Genomic DNA, 15,569 nt, shown 5'->3' with positions numbered 1-15,569 from the left:
TCATGGACGAGGACGAACAGCAACCCACCGCTCCCGCGCAACGCACGCAGGCGGTGTCACGGGATCAGCTCACATCGACGGACGGCGTCGAACGCACGCAGGCGGTCTCGCGGCCGGAAGCCACGCCGACCGACGGCGTCGAACGCACGCAGGCGGTGTCCCGGTCGCCGATCGACGATCGAACCGCACCGACTCCGGGGCCGAATTCGCCGGTAGGTGAGGACAACTCGAAATCTGCGGTTGCCAAATCCTCAGCGGCCAAATCCGGCATGTCGCAGAGCGCGTCCACTCGAGCCAGGACCGGTCGATCTCGGTCCGGTCGCTCCCGCAGTACCGGCATTCGGCGTCGCCTCGGCGGCGGCCTCGTGGAGGTTCCGCGGGTGGAGCCGATCGATCCGGCGACCGCGGTGATGTCGGATCCTACGGTGCCGCAGCACAAACGGTTCTGTTGGAAGTGCAACGCCAAAGTGGGGCGCAGCGAACCGGGAGAGCCCGACATCTCGGTGGGCGTGTGCCCGCACTGCGGCACCACCTTCGATTTCACTCCGCTGCTCGAGCCGGGTGATCGAGTGGTGGGCCAGTACGACGTTCAGGGCTGCATCGCGCACGGCGGTCTGGGGTGGATCTACCTGGCCATCGACCGTAACGTCAGCGACCGCTGGGTAGTACTCAAAGGCCTACTGCATTTCGGCGACGAGGAAGCCCATGCGGTCGCGGTCGCGGAGCGTCAATTCCTCGCCGAGGTAGCGCATCCCGGCGTCGTCAAGATCTACAACTTCGTCGAACAACCCCGCGGCGACGGCACTTCCGTCGGCTTCATCGTCATGGAGTACGTGGGTGGTCGTTCGCTGCGCGACATCCTGACCGCGTGCGGCGACGACGCCCGCATGCCGGTCGAGCAGGCGCTGGCCTACGTACTCGAAGTGCTTCCGGCACTGGGTTATCTGCATTCGATCGGGCTGGTCTACAACGATCTCAAGCCCGAGAACATCATGGTCTCCGAGGACCAGATCAAGTTGATCGACCTCGGCGCGGTCGCGGGCATCGAGGATTACGGCTACCTGTACGGCACGGTGGGGTACCAGGCACCGGAGATCGTGAAGACCGGGCCGACGGTGGCGTCGGACATCTACACCGTCGGCCGCACCCTCGCGGTGCTGACGCTGGACATGCCGTCGAAGAACGGCAAGTACCTCGACGGCCTGCCCTCCGTCGCAGAATCGGAAGTGCTGCAGCAGTTCCCGTCGCTGCATCGCCTGCTGCTTCGAGCCACCAACGCAGACCCGACGCGGCGGTTCCGGTCCGCCGACGAATTCGCGGGGCAGGCGACCGGCGTACTGCGCGAGATCCTGGCGATCCGGACGGGCGTCGAGCGGCCCGGCCTGTCCGCGGTGTTCAGCCCGCCGCGTACGACGTTCGGTACGGAGCAGTCGGTGGGTCGTACCGATACCTACGTCGACGGCAAAGTACGCCACGAGCGCATGACGGCAGCCGAAGTGGTTGCCGCACTGCCGGTTCCCCTGGTAGATCCCAACGATCCGAGCGCTCCCCTGCTGGCTGCCGCCGTGCACGTCGAAGCTCAGCAGACTCTGGACTCGCTCCAGCATGCCAAGCGGAACGGCATCGAGCGGGTGTCGGCCGGTACGTCAGGTGCCACCGGTTCCGCGCCCGCGGGAGCGAGCCTGGAGATCACCCTCGCCGAGGTCAAGGCGCACCTCGATCTGGGGCACGTCGTGGAGGCCACCGACATCCTGTCGAAGGTGCAATCCGAGGATCATGCCGCCGATCCGTGGCGGGTGCAGTGGTACGCCGGATTGATCGCCTTGCTGCACCACGAATACGATTCTGCGTTCACGAGTTTCGACAACGTGCTCGGAGCGATGCCCGGCGAGCTCGCGCCCAAACTCGCGCTCGGTGCCACGTCGGAATTGTTGGGGCATGTCGCGCTCGGCAACGACGAGGACGCCGAGAAATGGCGGGCCAGAGCCGAGGGCCTGTACCGCGCTGTGTGGCGCACCAACAGGGGCATCGTCAGCTCGGCGTTCGGTCTGGCCCGGCAGCTGCAGCGCCGCGGTGATCAGACCGGTGCCATCGCGGCACTGGACCAGGTGCCGATCAGCTCGCGGCACTACTCGATGGCACGGATGACCAGTGTGCTGACCTTGCTGATGGATCGCTCGCGCGCCGAGCTGTCCGAGGCCGATTTCCGCTCTGCCGCACGGCGAGTGGCGCTGCTCCCCAAGGCGGAGAGCCGAGCACTGCAGATGCGGACGCTGGTGCTCGCGATGGCCTTGGACTGGATCGTCTCCGGCCACGCCGCCACGGCCGAACGGGAGCCGATTCTCAGCGTCCCGTTCACCGAGGACGGATTGCGGCGTGGCACCGAGAAGGGGCTGCGGGCGTTGGCCCGCAACGCCACCGATCGCGCGCATCGCTTCTCACTGGTGGACCTGGCGAACGCTATCCGGCCCCGTTCACTGTTCTAGTCGCCGTCACGAACCAGATCGTCCGTCGCCCGAGCGATCGCCAGCTCCTCGTTGGTCGGCACCACCAACACGGTCACGGTCGACGAGTCGGTCGAGATGACCCGAGCCTGCTTGCTGCGCACTGCATTACGCTCCGGGTCGATCTCGATGCCGAATCCCTCGAGGTTCGCCAGGGCGTCGGCACGCACGGCGGACGCGTTCTCGCCGACACCCGCGGTGAACGTGATGACGTCGAGCCGGCCGAGTCCGAGCATGTACGCGCCGATGTACTTGCGCAGTCGGTGAATGTAGACGTCGTACGCCAGCCGCGCGGAGGCGTCGTCGTCGTCGATCCGTTGTTGTAGTTGCCGGAAGTCGTTGACCCCGGACAGTCCGATCAGTCCGGACCGCCGGTTCAGCAAGGCATCGATATCGTCGACGCTCATACCTGCGCTGCGGCGCAGATGCATGATGACGCCGGGGTCGATGTCGCCGCTGCGAGTACCCATGACGAGTCCTTCGAGCGGGGTCAGGCCCATCGAGGTGTCGACTGCCTTGCCCCCGGAGACCGCCGATGCCGAGGCTCCGTTGCCCAGGTGCAGGACGATCTGGTTCAGGTCTGCGAGATCGCGTCCCAAGAACTGCGACACCTGGTCCGAGACGTAGTGGTGCGAGGTGCCGTGAAAGCCGTAGCGCCTGATGTCGTGCTCGGCGGCGACGGTCGCGTCGATGGCATAGGTCGCGGCTGCGTCGGGCAGCGAGTGGAAGAAGGCCGTGTCGAACACCGCCACGTGCGGGACGTCCGGCAGCTGCTTCCTGGCAACCTCGATGCCGAGTACGTTCGGCGGATTATGAAGCGGTGCAAGACTGCTCAGGTCCGAGATCTGCTGCACAACGGCGTCGTCGATGATCGTCGGACGGTAGAACACCGTTCCTCCGTGGACGACTCGGTGCCCGACGGCGGTGACGTCGGACCCCAGTTCGATGCCGGCGTCGGCAAGCATCTCGAACGCGAGAGCCAACCCGTCGCCGTGGTCCTCGATGTGCTGTGTTCGCTCGGCGCTCTCGCCGCGGTGGTCCAGTTCGACGCGCCCGTCGGATTCACCGATGCGCTCGACGAGACCACTGGCCAGCGATTCGCCCGAATCGGGATCGACCAGTTGAAATTTGACCGAGGAGGAACCCGAGTTGACGACGAGGATGCTCACGCCTGTGCCTCCTGCTGGGAGATACCCTGCGCCTGAATGGCGGTGATGGCGACGGTGTTGACGATGTCCTCGACCAGTGCCCCACGCGAGAGGTCGTTCACGGGCTTGCGCAGGCCCTGCAGTACCGGCCCGACAGCGACGGCACCGGCGCTGCGCTGAACGGCCTTGTAGGTGTTGTTGCCGGTGTTGAGGTCGGGGAAGATGAACACCGTCGCGCGGCCTGCCACGTCGGAATCCGGCAGCTTCGATTTCGCGACCGACGGCTCGATGGCCGCGTCGTATTGAATGGGGCCCTCCACCAACAGTTCCGGGTTACGTTCGCGCACGATGGCCGTCGCTTGCCGCACCTTGTCGACGTCGGCTCCCGAGCCGGATTCGCCGGTGGAGTACGACAACATCGCCACTCGCGGTTCGATACCGAACTGGGCCGAGGTCTGCGCCGAGGAGATGGCGATGTCGGCCAATTGCTCGGCCGTCGGGTCCGGCACGACGGCGCAGTCGCCGTAGGCCAGTACGCGATCGGACAGGCACATCAGGAAGATCGACGAGACCGTCGACACGCCCTCGGTGGTCTTGATGATCTCGAACGACGGCTTGATGGTGTGCGCGGTCGTGTGCGCCGCTCCCGACACCATGCCATCGGCAATGCCCTTGTGCACCATCATGGTTCCGAAGTAGGAGATGTCGGCCATGATCTCGCGGGCACGCTCGATCGTCATCCCCTTGTGCTTGCGCAGTTCCGTGTACTCCTGCGCGAATTCCTCGGCGTAGTCACAGTTCTTGGGGTCGAGGATGGTCGCCGAATCCAGATCCACTCCCAGTTCCGATGCACGACGTCGAATCGGGCCTTCTTCGCCGAGGATCGTGAGGTCCGCGACCTGGCGTTGCAACAGCCTTCCGGCGGCCCGCAGAATCCGGTCGTCGCCGCCCTCGGGGAGCACGATGTGCTTGCGATCGGCACGCGCTCGATGGATCAGCTGGTATTCGAACATCTGCGGCGTCGTGATGGTCGGGATGGCGATATCGAGCCGTCCCAGAAGGGTTTTGGCGTCCACCCGCTGCTCCATCAGGCCCAGCGCGGTGTCGACCTTGCGCTGAGAACCGACGGCAACACGGCCACGGGTCTGCGCCGCAGCCGATGCGGTGTCGAAGGTTCCGAGCTCGGTGGTCAGAATCGGCAGTCTCGGACCGAGACCGGCGACCAGTCGTGCGATTGCCGGGTGCGGTTCGATGCCGCCGTTCATGATGATGCCGGCGAGGGACGGAAAACCCTCCGCCTCATGAGCATTGACGAGTGCGAGAAGTACGTCGGACCGGTCTGCCGGCGCGATGACGACGACACCTTCGGTGAGCCGCTCCAGAATGTGCTCGGCCGTCATACCGCCGACCATCACCCGCATCGCTTCTCGCTGCAGCAACGACGAGTCGCCGCTGTAGAGCGTTCCGTCCACCGCGTCGAGCAACTCCGCCATGGTCGGCGCGACGAGCAACGGGATCTCGGGAAGGCTCCACGCAGGAACGTCGACCGACGCCAATGCGTCGGTGACGGCGTCCAACTGATCCGGATCGCACCGGTTCGCCACGATCGCGGCGAGATGGGCGTGGTGCTGCCGCAGTTCGGCCTGGCACAGCGCCGCCAACTGAGCAATCTCGTCGGGGGTTCGATCGGAGCCACGCAGCGCGAGGAGCACGGGGGCACCGAGATTGACCGCGATGCGCGCATTGAAGCCGAGTTCACTCGGGCTGCCGACGTCGGTGTAATCGCTACCCACGATCACCACGGCGTCGCACTGCGCAGCCACCTCGTGATACCGACTGACGATCTCGCTCAGCGCCGCATCCTGATCGGAATGCACCTGCTCGTAAGTGACCCCGAGAGACTGCTCGTAACTCAGATCGGCGGTCGTGTGCTCGACGAGCAATTCGAGAATGTAATCCGGCTCCTCCGTCGAGCGAGCGATAGGCCGAAACACACCGACCCGGGCCGTCGTCGCGGCGAGCATCTGCAGCACACCCAACGCAATCGTGGACTTGCCGGAGTCGCCTTCCGGTGACGCGACATAAATACTCGAGGGATACATGTCAGCCGTCTCGGCGCCGGTGGACTCAGCCATGGCCGCCAGCTTAATGGTTGGGGTGTTGACACCGAGCACAGTCGGGTTGTCCCATGAGCCATGGCCGAATCACCGTTTCCGGATGTTCGTTGGGGCAGCGAGACATCGTTCATCCGCAAGCCCGCCGTCAAGTTCGCGTCGACCAAGCCCGGTTCGTGGGTGATCAGAAACCTCGCAGGCGTCGACCGCTGGTTGTTGACCAAGTCGAACGGCCGATTCACCGTCCTCGGACCGATCGCTGCCCCGGTGGTGTTGTTGACCACCACCGGACGCAAATCCGGTAAGCCGAGGACGAGTCCGCTGTTGTACTACCGGGAGGGTGATCGGATCTTCGTCGTCGGATCCAATTTCGGCCAACAACACCATCCGGCATGGACGTCGAATCTTCTGGCCGATCCGAAGGCCGTGGTGGCCATCGGCGGCAGGAAAATACCGGTGACGGCCACCCGAATCACCGGCGACGAGAAGGCGCGTATCTACCGACAGTTCGACGCGATGGTCGAGGTGTACGGCGAGTACGAAACCAGGACCGACCGAGACATGCGATTGTTCGCACTCTCGGCCGATCCCCGCACTTCGACGTAACTAGCCGAGCTTGCGCAGGCGCGGTGCCAGATCCTTCTCGAACAGCTCGAGGAAGCGCTTCTGGTCGTGTCCGGGCGCGTGGAACACGAGGTGGTTCAGGCCCGCGTCGGTGTACTGCTTGACCTTCTCGACGGCCTCGTCCGGGTCCGACGCCACGATCCAACGCTTGGCGACCTGCTCGATCGGCAGCTCGTCGGCGGCTTTCTCCATCTCCATCGGGTCGTCGATGGAGTGCTTCTGCTCCGGCGTCAGAGACAGCGGAGCCCAGAAGCGACAATTCTCCAGTGCCAGTTCGGGATCGGTGTCGTAGCTGATCTTGATCTCGATCATCTTGTCGATCTCGCCGGCGTCACGCTCTGCCTTGCCTGCACCCTCTTCGACAGCCGGGAGGAGCTTGTCGGTGTAGAGCTCCATGCCCTTGCCCGACGTGCAGATGAAGCCGTCGCCCGCGCGTCCCGCATATCGCGCGACGACGGGTCCGCCGGCGGCGATGTAGACGGGGATGCCGCCCTCGGGGACGTCGTAGATCGACGCGCCCTTGGTCGTGTAGTACTCGCCCTCGAAGTCGACGCGATCGCCGAGCCACAGCTCGCGCATCAAGCGAACCGACTCACGCAGTCGTGCGAAACGCTCCTTGAACTCCGGCCATTCGCCGGTGAACCCGGTGGCGATCTCGTTGAGCGCCTCACCGGTTCCCACTCCGAGCATGATGCGCCCGGGGTAGAGGCAGCCCATCGTGGCGAACGCCTGCGCGATGACCGACGGGTTGTAGCGGAACGTCGGCGTCAGAACGGACGTCCCGAGCTGGATCGTCTTAGTGCGCTCGCCGACGGCCGTCATCCAGGCCAGAGAGAACGGGGCGTGGCCGCCCTCGTGACGCCACGGTTGAAAGTGGTCACTGACAGTCGCGGAGTCCATACCGTGTTGCTCGGCGAGAACACCGAGTTCGACGAGCTCCCGCGGCCCGAACTGCTCCGCCGATGCTTTGTACCCGAGCTTGAGACCCTGCGCCACGCCGAACTCCTGTCGTTGGTCGTCTAGTACTTCGATTGTGCACCTGTGGCGATTGGCGGTGTGCTACTGGATCCCCAGAACAGTGACCACCGCAGCCAATACTGCTACTGCGCCGATGCCGACCGCGAAGATCCACAGGTCCCGGGACTCGGGCATGGGCGCTCCGCTCTCGAGGGCGGCACGTACACGCATCCATCGCCGCAGTCCGATGACGGGTGCGGCGGCCGCGAGGCCGATGAGAATCAGGCCGAGTGCAGTCCGAACCCAGCCGGTGCTGAATCCGGGAACCAGGTGAACGATTGCGATCCCGCCGGCGAGCAACCCGAGCGAGGTTCTCAGCCAGGCAAGAAAGGTGCGTTCACTGGCGAGGGTGAACCGCTCGTCGGGACGCGTCACGCTGGAGCGGTGATGCGTTCGCGAATGAGTCGGGAAACGAGTTCAGGATCGTCGGGGGTGAAGACCGGCGAGATGCGGCGGATGGTGAGCACCACTGCAGTGTCCTTCTTCGGACGCATGACGTCCAGCGGGAGCCACTGGTCGGTTGTCGACGCGCCCCACAGTCGCCAACGTCCGTTCCAGTTGCCCAGCACGGCGGTGTCGACGGCGCGAATGTCGCCGTAGGGGACGAACTTCTCGATCGCGAACGGAAAGTAGTAGTGCCGCAACGTGACCCCGCTGTCGTCCACGCGCACGAGACCGTCGTCGTAGTGGACCGTGGGTGTTGTTCGCATAGTTAACGGTAGGCCTGCTCGGGACGCTCTCGCAACCGTGATCTCGAAACCTGTCGGTGGGTCGAGATACTCTTTCTTCGGTTCGAACGCACGTTCTGAACTGGGGGTCACCGGGGGGTGAAAAATGCCCGAAAGATCGCTGCCTGCTACGACTTCCACCTCACCTGCATCGCGCAGGATGCGAAGCATCGGCAGTACAGCCGGTACGGACGCACCGAAATGGCACTCGCGTTGAGCTGCTCCGCCACCGTCGCCGAAGCGTACGTGTCCGTCGGCGTGGCGCTGCACACCCGGCTTCCTCTGCTGAAAGCCGCATTCGAGGCCGGTGACATCGACCTCCCCCGCGCGACCCACTCACCGACCGAGCCCTGATCTACAGACCCGACGCCCTCACCACCGCCGCCGTACGACTACGCGATCGCCACTGCCGCTTCCCCGGCTGCCACCGACCCGCCACACGCTGCCAACTCGACCACGTCAACCCGTTCGACCACGCCAATCCCCTCGGCGGCGGCTGGACCACCGTCAACAACCTCCAATGCCTCTGCGAATACCACCACAGCGTCAAAACCGCAGGCTACTGGACCGCCGTCATGCTCCCCGGCGGCGCCATCCTGTGGACCTCCACCTCGAAGACCACCCGAATCACCCTGCCAGCCAACGGAACAGCCGTACCCATCATCGGCAACGACCTCCGGCCGTACATCCCCACCAAACCCAGACGATCAGGCGTCATCGCCTACCCCGACAACCCGACCCCCGAGCCAGAACCGACCAACGAAGAAGACGAGGAGCCGCCATTCTGACCTCAGACGTCGGCCGCTCGTTCCGGCGTTCTCACCAGCGTCAGCTGCGAGGTCTGGCGCAGAGAGAATCCGATGGAGAGGTACAGCTCGATAGCGCGGATGTTCGTCGCGGCGGCATGCAGGAAAGGCTCGTCGCCTCGGGCCCTGATGCCGTGACCGACCGCGCGGACCAGCTCGGTGGCCAAGCCCTGTCCGCGATGAGCCGGGTCGGTACACACTGCGCTGATCTCGGTCCACCCCGGCGGACGCATGCGCTCCCCTGCCATCGCGATCAGAGCGCCGCCTCGTCGGATACCGAGATACGTGCCGAGTTCGCGGGTGCGAGGAAGGAACGGGCCCGGCTCGGTGCGTCGCACGAGATCGAGCATCTCGGGCACGTCGTCGGCTGTCAGTTCTACCGCCTCGGCCAACGGCCGAGTCTCGAGTTCGGTGCCCACGAGTTGAACGATCCCGAAGCTGTCGACCACGGACCACCCCTCGGGCACATCCAGCACCGGCCCCCGCAATCCCACGATGCTCCGCGGCCCGAACAGCACTGCGATGTCGTCCCAATCCCGTGGCTGCAGAACGTCGGGATGCGCCAGAAAGGGCGAGACCTGGGGATCAGCGCGAATCACTCGGCCGCGCGTGATCGCAAACCGCGACAGCGGACCACCGAGGGAGGTACGAATGGGATCGTCGAGAGGGTGAACAGACACGTCGGTCAGCGTCCCATGTCGGGCTCGGTCAGTTGCTCACGACCCACTCCGTCACCAATACTTATACCGGTATAGTTATTCGCATCGAACCGAAAGGCATTCCGTGATCGAAATCCTGCCCCCGAGCAAGATTCCCCTTGCCCGTGAAACCGGTGCACTCGTCGCCGAAATTCTCGAGACCGTCCGCGAACGCGCGACCGTCGGCACCAACCTGCTCGAGATCGACGAATGGACCAAGGACATCATCCTCGGGGCGGGGGCGACGTCGTGCTACGTCGATTACGCGCCGTCCTTCGGGCGCGGACCGTTCGGCCACTACATCTGCACGTCGGTCAACGACGCTGTGCTGCACGGTTTACCGCACGACTACAACCTGGCCGACGGCGATCTGCTGACGCTCGATCTTGCCGTGATCCTCGGCGGCGTGGCATCGGACTCGGCCATCAGTTTCGTCGTCGGCGAGAACAAGCCGGCAGAGAGCCTGGCGATGATCGATGCCACCGAACGAGCGTTGGCCGCGGGTATCGCCGCGGCACGTCCGGGCAACAAGATCGGCGATATCTCCCACTCCATCGGGACGGTTCTTCGCGAAGCCGGCTATCCCATCAACGTTCAGTTCGGTGGTCACGGAATCGGGTCGACCATGCATCAGGATCCGCACGTATCCAATACCGGCAGGCCCGGCCGCGGCTACGGCCTTCGCCCCGGCCTGATGTTGGCGCTCGAGCCCTGGGTGATGGCGGATACCGACGAGCTGGTCACCGACCCCGACGGGTGGACATTGCGCAGCACCACCGGTTGCCGCACCGCGCACAGCGAACACACCGTCGTCATCACCGACAGCGGGGCCGAAATCATGACCCTACGTTCGTGATTCTGCGTCGGTAGTGAGTTACAAACGCTTCTCGAAGGTGTTGGAGAACGGCAGCAGTTCGTACGGCGGAAACACCGGGATGCGGGTGTAGCCGCTCTTCTCGTACAGCCGCACCGCGTCGGGCTGACGATCACCGGTCTGCAGAATCAAACGCCGCAATCCCTGGTCGCGGGCCGCACTCTCGGACGCCTGCAGCAGCGCGGTGGAGACTCCCGACCCACGGTGATCAGGATGAACGAACATTCGCTTCAGTTCGAGGTCGGGGCCGTTCCACCGCAGAGCGGCATGCCCGACGGCCTGCTCGACGTTCTGCGCATCGCACCGATAGACGACGAACGTGCGATGCACGTCGCCTTCGTTCACGGCATTGGCCTGCGTCTTCGCCATCAAGGCCGCTGGGTCCGCGTATCGGGGACCCACCTCCGATGCCATTGCTGCACGGAGCGATTCGGCGTCGGGATGGTTCCAGTCGACGGCGCGGGTGACGAGGTCTGTTCGGGACTGCGCTACATCGGTCACGCTCGATCGGACCATGCGCTACGGGCCGCCGTCAACCGCTGCAATCACGGTGAGTTTATTGCTGGTGCGATCAGTCGTCGTCGTGCACTGTGACAGCGTGAACACGAACTGTCGCTGCCCACGCTGACCATCCGACCTCCCCACCGTCGACAGCACTTGTCACAGTCGACACTTGTCACAGGAGCCACAGCCATGAGCACCGAAGCGACCGTCGTTCTTCGCATCTCCGATTCCGGGACGTCATCCTTGCAGGGATTGACTCGACCGCAGTTGCACGCCCTCGCCGATGCTCTCCGCGTCGCCGCCAAAAGCTATGCACCACATGCCAAGATCCTGACGCGTTTCGACGTCCGGGTGAACGAACTCAACGCTCCCCTTGTCATCGACCTACCCGCGCGCGATGTGGTTCTCGCCGGCAAGAGCGTTCGGTTCAGCCACACCGAGTTCGAGATCTTCGCCTATCTTGCCCAGCATCCTCGTGTCGTGGTGAACAGATCCGAGCTGAGTGACTCGAACGGCGGCCGCAGTGTCGACGTCCATCTCTCCAGGGTGCGAACCAAACTCGGGCAGTACGGCCGACTGATCACGACGGTCCGCGGCACCGGCTACCGATTCGACCCCGAGCCCGGAATTCGCGTCATCACCGAGCCGTCGGTGCTGCGCAGCGCCTGAGATCAGTTACACGACTACCGCGTCAGTGCTGCTGTTCGACGTCGACGGTTGCGCCGTACCACCACGAACACGAGCAACGCGACCAGAACCACCGCGATGATCGCGCCCAGTGCCGTCGCGCCACGGAAGCCGGGTGCGCTGGTATCGAGGGTGCGTTCGCCGGCGTGGGCGGCGTTGCTGGTACCCAGAACGATGGTCAGAGTCAGCAGGTTCGGGATGGCGGTGACGACTGCGAGAATCACCGATCCGATCGCCAACTGCTTTCCCGCCCTACCCTTTCGGACCGACCACGCACTCCAGAAGAACATCAGTGGCGCGAACGTGCAGACGATTCCGAACAGCAGGCCCCACAGAATTCCCTTGGTGAACGTGCGATCAGCCAGGCTCTCGACGCGCAGGCTCCACCACCGCGGCAGGAACGCCGCCAGAACGAAGTAAGCGATCAACAGAAGAACGACGCCGGCACCGAGCAGGATGCCGCGCCGCTTCCAATTCGCCGAGCTGGTCGACGGTGCAGGCGTGGTCGGGTCAGCAGTCATAGGCCCATGGTAGAGCGTTCACGTTTCCATCGGACCCGACCCGAGACCTGATCGTTAGCTTCGACCGGAGATGCGGTCGAAGTCCAATCGAAAGCCCTCGGGAGCTCTCGCGTTGTCGATGACACAGAAGCGGTTGCCTTCCGTATCCGCCAGTACGACGAAATCGGCGCCATCCGGATACCGCCACTCGACGGTAGTCGCACCGAGGGACAGCAATCGCGTCACTTCCCGCTTCTGCCCCGCCGTATCGGGCGCTCCCAGAACCAGCACCTGATCAAGCTACCGCTTCCCGTCCGCCGCGTGACGTATTTTTACGACGCCCGCGCACGGTCGGAAACAGCGTCACCGTCCAGGCCCAGGTGTCCCCGCAACGTCGTCGAGGTGTATTCGGTCCGGAACACCCCTCGCTCCTGCAATGCCGGGACCAATTTGTCGACCAGATCGCCGATGGCGTCGCGCAAGTGGTACGGGTTGATGTTGAAGCCGTCGACCACACGGTGACGCACGAGGGCTGCCCAGTGGTCTGCCACTGCCGCAGGGGTTCCCGAGTGGAAGCGCGACGCCGGCGACACTTCGAGCACCAACTCTCGGATGGACAGCCCTTTCTCTTCCGAGAGGGCTCGCCATTGCGCGATCTGAGTCAGTTTGCCGGTCCGAGCGTCGATGGACAGCGTGCCGCGTGACGGATCCAGCTCGGCGTCCACCGGATCGATGTCGGGTAGTGGGCCCTCCGGGTCGTACGCCGAGAGGTCCTTGCCCCAGTAGTGCTCGAGAAAGGCGATGGCTCGAACACCGTTGTGCGCGTTGGATCGAAGCCACCGAACCTTTTCTTCGGCCTCGGCTTCGGTATCGCCGAGTACGACGGTCACCCCGGGCAAGATCTTCACGGCATCGGCCGGTCGGCCGTAGGCAACCGTCCGGGCACGTAGATCTTTGGCGTAGGCCACCGCTGCGTCGTAGGCGTTGTTGGCCGAGAAGACGACGTCGGCGTGCCGGGCTGCGAGGTCCCGTCCTCCCGGCGAATCGCCGGCCTGGAACAGCACCGGCCTACCTTGCACACTGGACCGAACGTTGGGTGCCGCAACCGTTTCGAGCAGATCGGTGTGGAACTCCACAGGAGAACCTGCCCAATACTGCTTCGCCAGTTCGACCACCTGGGTGGCGCGCTCGTAACGGCGTTCGTGCTCCAACCACCCTCCGCGCCTGAAGTTTTCACCCGTCCAGGCGTTGTCGGTGGTGACGATGTTCCATCCGGCGCGCCCGTCCGACAGTGCGTCCAGGGTGGCCAACCGACGAGCCAACTCCACCGGGATGCTGTACGTGGTGTTCTGGGTCGCGACAAGTCCGATGCGCTCGGTCACCGACGCCAGAGCCGCCAGTTGCGTGATGGCGTCAGGCCTGCCGGCGATGTCGGTGGAGAGAATGTCGCCACGGTTTTCTCGGATACGTTGACCGTCCCCGAGGAAGAACGCGTCGAACAAACCGCGTTCGAGTGTGCCGGCGACTTCGACGAACGTGTCGGTGGCCACTTGATCGGGGGCGTTCGGATCCTCCCAGACCGTCTGCGCGCCTATCCCTGGATAGAACACGCCCAGATGAATCTGCGCGTTCTGGTCGAACGGTGCGCCGGTGTCCGGATGATGGTCGATGATGCCCATGACAGCTCTTCTCTACTCGTGCGCAGCCGCGGCGTAGCGGCTGACCGGACGCGGCAACCCCAGGTTCTCCCGCAGCGACAGTCCCGGCGTCGGTCGACGAATCAGATGTGCCGGAACGGCAAGCTCTTTCAACGCCGCACCACCGAGGTGCAGCCGGACGCCGTCGACGACACCGGCGAGGGCCTCGGCCTTCGACAGGTGGTCGATATCGGCGAACACCAGCGCGGCTCCGTCGCGGCGAGCGGCGTCGGCCTGCTCGCCGATGCCGTCCCCGCGTACGAGTGCGACATCGAGCAGATCGGTGACTCCCAGGTCGGCGTCGCCGATGACGACGACCTGCCCCTGCGGCGGACGAGGAGTGATCAGTGGCCCTACGACGTCGAAGAATTCGCCCTCGAAGCGCACGTGATGCACGCGAGCGGGATCGAGATACCGGCCGGACTCCGCGTCTCGAACGACGGCGTCGTCTTCCCACGAATCCCACAGCCGCCGCGCCACGTCGATGACGTCCCGCACTTCGGCGGTGGTCTCGGAGCGGACCTCGGATCCGACAGCCGCGTGAGTGTCCGCGCTGTTGTCGACACCGACCACCCAGGCCCCGCGGCCGTGCGAGGCGTGGTCCACACTCGCGAGTTGTGTTGCGAGAAAGAACGGTTCGGTCGTCAGAGTGTGGACCGTGGGAGCCAGGCCGAGGGTGGACGTGGTGGAGGCGACGAATGCCGCACGAGTACCTGCATCGAGGCGCTCGCGTGAGGAGACCAGCGAATCACCGAAGGTGACGAGGGTGAAGCCGGCGCGTTCGGCGTCGGCGACGTTCTGCTTCAGGAGCGCGGGTGTCTCGTCGAACCCGTCGAGTTCGACGGCGAAGTACAACGTCTCGGTCATCCTCGGTTCAGCCCTTCGCGCTCATCGTGTTCCTGCTTCCTGTACCGACGATCTTCACCGGACGGCTCAACCACGAGTTCCGAAGTCCAGCGCCGCGGCGGTGCAGGCAGGGTGAGCTCCGAGTCGATCGATCAACGCCGCTGCCAGTGCTTTCAGCCAGGTCATACGTGGACCCTAGGTTCATCAGCTGTAGAGCACACCCGTTGCGATCACGCTGATTCGAAGGACGTAGATGCCGGTACGTAGACGCGCAGTGTCAGCACGAGGTCACCGCTCTCGCGGGCCCGGACCACCTCTCTACGGTCACCGATCAGGTCGTGCGACCTACGTCGACCTCCACGAGGACCCGGTTTCACGCTCGAAGACCGGCCGCACATCCACGGTGTCGTAGACGATGGACAGTGCAGTGATGCGTCCGTTCTCGTCGAGTTCGGCGACGTCGACCACGTCGAACGGGGCCGCCACACCCGAGGGCAGTCTCCAGTCGAAATGAAACCAGAACGTGACGAGTCGAGCGCCTTCGGACGTACGACCTTCGGCGACGCCCTTCGAGGTCAGCGTCGCACCCGAGGTGTCCGCGAAAAGCGCGCGATAGAAGTCGGATGCGGGCGTCGGTCCGTACAGCGGCGAGTGCACAACCGCACCGGGTGCGAACAGAGTCAGGACCGCATCGACGTCGGCCCGTCGAAGTGCATCGAGGTACTGCTCGACCAAGTGGTCCGCGGACGAGTTCATGAAGCAAGGGTAGCCGACCGCCAGGACGCAAGACATTCGCTCATCGTGATTTTTTGCCCCTGCAGC

General features: G+C 64.6%; 18 protein-coding genes. 6 read left to right on the top strand and 12 right to left on the bottom strand.

Annotation, left to right across the window (positions count from 1 at the left end; all coding sequences use genetic code 11):
* The first annotated feature begins 2 nt into the window (after positions 1-2).
* Positions 3-2,486: a serine/threonine-protein kinase gene (locus ASH04_RS02700; RefSeq protein WP_155291187.1), complete on the top strand. Its 2,484-nt coding sequence runs from the start codon at positions 3-5 to the stop codon at positions 2,484-2,486.
* Here the strand turns inward: ASH04_RS02700 and ASH04_RS02695 are convergent.
* The gene (locus ASH04_RS02695; RefSeq protein ID WP_057472688.1) at positions 2,483-3,673 is read right to left on the bottom strand and encodes an acetate kinase; all 1,191 of its coding nucleotides are present in this window, start codon (positions 3,671-3,673) and stop codon (positions 2,483-2,485) included. The two genes, ASH04_RS02700 and ASH04_RS02695, sit on opposite strands and share 4 nt — an antisense overlap.
* Positions 3,670-5,787 carry a phosphate acetyltransferase gene (gene pta / locus ASH04_RS02690; RefSeq protein ID WP_179274113.1) on the bottom strand — a complete coding sequence of 706 codons (2,118 nt, stop codon included), beginning with the start codon at positions 5,785-5,787 and terminating at the stop codon, positions 3,670-3,672. The genes ASH04_RS02695 and pta overlap by 4 nt, the downstream gene beginning before the upstream one ends.
* 60 nt (positions 5,788-5,847) lie before the next feature.
* On the opposite strand from pta, the gene ASH04_RS02685 reads away from it, so the two are divergent.
* Positions 5,848-6,372 (top strand): nitroreductase/quinone reductase family protein, encoded by a 525-nt coding sequence (locus tag ASH04_RS02685; RefSeq protein ID WP_032369841.1) that lies wholly within the window; start codon positions 5,848-5,850, stop codon positions 6,370-6,372.
* Here the strand turns inward: ASH04_RS02685 and fgd are convergent, their stop codons facing one another.
* From fgd to ASH04_RS02670, 3 genes are all read right to left on the bottom strand, one after another.
* A complete protein-coding gene (gene fgd / locus ASH04_RS02680) occupies positions 6,373-7,386 on the bottom strand; it encodes a glucose-6-phosphate dehydrogenase (coenzyme-F420) (protein WP_027498496.1) in 1,014 nt (337 codons plus the stop codon). It lies immediately after the preceding gene.
* Positions 7,387-7,449: 63 nt separating this feature from the next.
* Entirely contained in the window at positions 7,450-7,782 is a 333-nt protein-coding gene (locus tag ASH04_RS02675) for a YidH family protein (protein WP_027498497.1), read from the bottom strand.
* Positions 7,779-8,117: a hypothetical protein gene (locus ASH04_RS02670; RefSeq protein WP_057472687.1), complete on the bottom strand. Its 339-nt coding sequence runs from the start codon at positions 8,115-8,117 to the stop codon at positions 7,779-7,781. Before ASH04_RS02670 ends, ASH04_RS02675 begins: the two co-directional genes overlap by 4 nt.
* Positions 8,118-8,234: 117 nt before the next feature.
* Between ASH04_RS02670 and ASH04_RS02665 the strand changes: the two genes are divergently transcribed.
* Both ASH04_RS02665 and ASH04_RS02660 read left to right on the top strand, forming a co-directional pair.
* On the top strand, positions 8,235-8,489 hold the full coding sequence (locus ASH04_RS02665) for a hypothetical protein (RefSeq protein WP_057472686.1): 255 nt from the start codon (positions 8,235-8,237) through the stop codon (positions 8,487-8,489).
* A 221-nt stretch (positions 8,490-8,710) separates the two neighbouring features.
* On the top strand, positions 8,711-8,923 hold the full coding sequence (locus tag ASH04_RS02660; RefSeq protein ID WP_057472685.1) for a hypothetical protein: 213 nt from the start codon (positions 8,711-8,713) through the stop codon (positions 8,921-8,923).
* Positions 8,924-8,925: 2 nt separating this feature from the next.
* Here ASH04_RS02660 and ASH04_RS02655 read toward each other — a convergent pair whose 3' ends face one another.
* Entirely contained in the window at positions 8,926-9,621 is a 696-nt protein-coding gene (locus tag ASH04_RS02655; RefSeq protein ID WP_094643879.1) for a GNAT family N-acetyltransferase, read from the bottom strand.
* Positions 9,622-9,724: 103 nt separating this feature from the next.
* Here ASH04_RS02655 and map point away from each other — a divergent pair, with 103 nt between their 5' ends.
* On the top strand, positions 9,725-10,495 hold the full coding sequence (gene map / locus ASH04_RS02650) for a type I methionyl aminopeptidase (RefSeq protein ID WP_032391264.1): 771 nt from the start codon (positions 9,725-9,727) through the stop codon (positions 10,493-10,495).
* Between the two features lie 18 nt (positions 10,496-10,513).
* Here the strand turns inward: map and ASH04_RS02645 are convergent, their stop codons facing one another.
* Complete coding sequence (locus ASH04_RS02645; protein WP_235579934.1) at positions 10,514-10,927, bottom strand: GNAT family N-acetyltransferase; 414 nt, start codon at positions 10,925-10,927, stop codon at positions 10,514-10,516.
* 279 nt (positions 10,928-11,206) lie between these two features.
* On the opposite strand from ASH04_RS02645, the gene ASH04_RS02640 reads away from it, so the two are divergent.
* Positions 11,207-11,686: a winged helix-turn-helix domain-containing protein gene (locus tag ASH04_RS02640; RefSeq protein WP_032366689.1), complete on the top strand. Its 480-nt coding sequence runs from the start codon at positions 11,207-11,209 to the stop codon at positions 11,684-11,686.
* Between the two features lie 14 nt (positions 11,687-11,700).
* On the opposite strand, the gene ASH04_RS02635 is transcribed toward ASH04_RS02640, so the two are convergent.
* The 5 genes from ASH04_RS02635 to ASH04_RS02615 form a co-directional block, all read right to left on the bottom strand.
* Entirely contained in the window at positions 11,701-12,225 is a 525-nt protein-coding gene (locus tag ASH04_RS02635) for a hypothetical protein (RefSeq protein WP_027494251.1), read from the bottom strand.
* A 54-nt stretch (positions 12,226-12,279) separates the two neighbouring features.
* A complete protein-coding gene (locus tag ASH04_RS02630; protein WP_157889861.1) occupies positions 12,280-12,495 on the bottom strand; it encodes a VOC family protein in 216 nt (71 codons plus the stop codon).
* A gap of 41 nt (positions 12,496-12,536) precedes the next feature.
* Entirely contained in the window at positions 12,537-13,883 is a 1,347-nt protein-coding gene (locus ASH04_RS02625) for an LLM class flavin-dependent oxidoreductase (RefSeq protein WP_057472683.1), read from the bottom strand.
* A 12-nt stretch (positions 13,884-13,895) separates the two neighbouring features.
* On the bottom strand, positions 13,896-14,768 hold the full coding sequence (locus tag ASH04_RS02620) for an LLM class flavin-dependent oxidoreductase (RefSeq protein ID WP_032366691.1): 873 nt from the start codon (positions 14,766-14,768) through the stop codon (positions 13,896-13,898).
* 324 nt (positions 14,769-15,092) lie between these two features.
* Positions 15,093-15,503, bottom strand: coding sequence for a nuclear transport factor 2 family protein (locus tag ASH04_RS02615; protein ID WP_032369850.1), 411 nt, complete (start codon positions 15,501-15,503; stop codon positions 15,093-15,095).
* Positions 15,504-15,569: the final 66 nt, after the last annotated feature.

Source organism: Rhodococcus sp. Leaf233, assembly GCF_001426165.1.
Taxonomy (GTDB): domain Bacteria; phylum Actinomycetota; class Actinomycetes; order Mycobacteriales; family Mycobacteriaceae; genus Rhodococcoides; species Rhodococcoides fascians.
This window is presented reverse-complemented; position numbering and strand designations above follow the sequence as displayed.

Bases quoted from the DNA above. Each gene is read 5' to 3' on its own strand.
- ASH04_RS02625 (WP_057472683.1), bottom strand. From the start codon at position 13,883: ATGGGCATCATCGACCATCATCCGGACACCGGCGCACCGTTCGACCAG.
- ASH04_RS02645 (WP_235579934.1), bottom strand. From the start codon at position 10,927: ATGGCATCGGAGGTGGGTCCCCGATACGCGGACCCAGCGGCCTTGATG.
- ASH04_RS02615 (WP_032369850.1), bottom strand. From the start codon at position 15,503: ATGAACTCGTCCGCGGACCACTTGGTCGAGCAGTACCTCGATGCACTT.
- pta (WP_179274113.1), bottom strand. From the start codon at position 5,787: ATGGCTGAGTCCACCGGCGCCGAGACGGCTGACATGTATCCCTCGAGT.
- ASH04_RS02700 (WP_155291187.1), top strand. From the start codon at position 3: ATGGACGAGGACGAACAGCAACCCACCGCTCCCGCGCAACGCACGCAG.
- ASH04_RS02635 (WP_027494251.1), bottom strand. From the start codon at position 12,225: ATGACTGCTGACCCGACCACGCCTGCACCGTCGACCAGCTCGGCGAAT.
- ASH04_RS02670 (WP_057472687.1), bottom strand. From the start codon at position 8,117: ATGCGAACAACACCCACGGTCCACTACGACGACGGTCTCGTGCGCGTG.
- ASH04_RS02640 (WP_032366689.1), top strand. From the start codon at position 11,207: ATGAGCACCGAAGCGACCGTCGTTCTTCGCATCTCCGATTCCGGGACG.
- ASH04_RS02685 (WP_032369841.1), top strand. From the start codon at position 5,848: ATGGCCGAATCACCGTTTCCGGATGTTCGTTGGGGCAGCGAGACATCG.
- ASH04_RS02660 (WP_057472685.1), top strand. From the start codon at position 8,711: ATGCTCCCCGGCGGCGCCATCCTGTGGACCTCCACCTCGAAGACCACC.
- ASH04_RS02620 (WP_032366691.1), bottom strand. From the start codon at position 14,768: ATGACCGAGACGTTGTACTTCGCCGTCGAACTCGACGGGTTCGACGAG.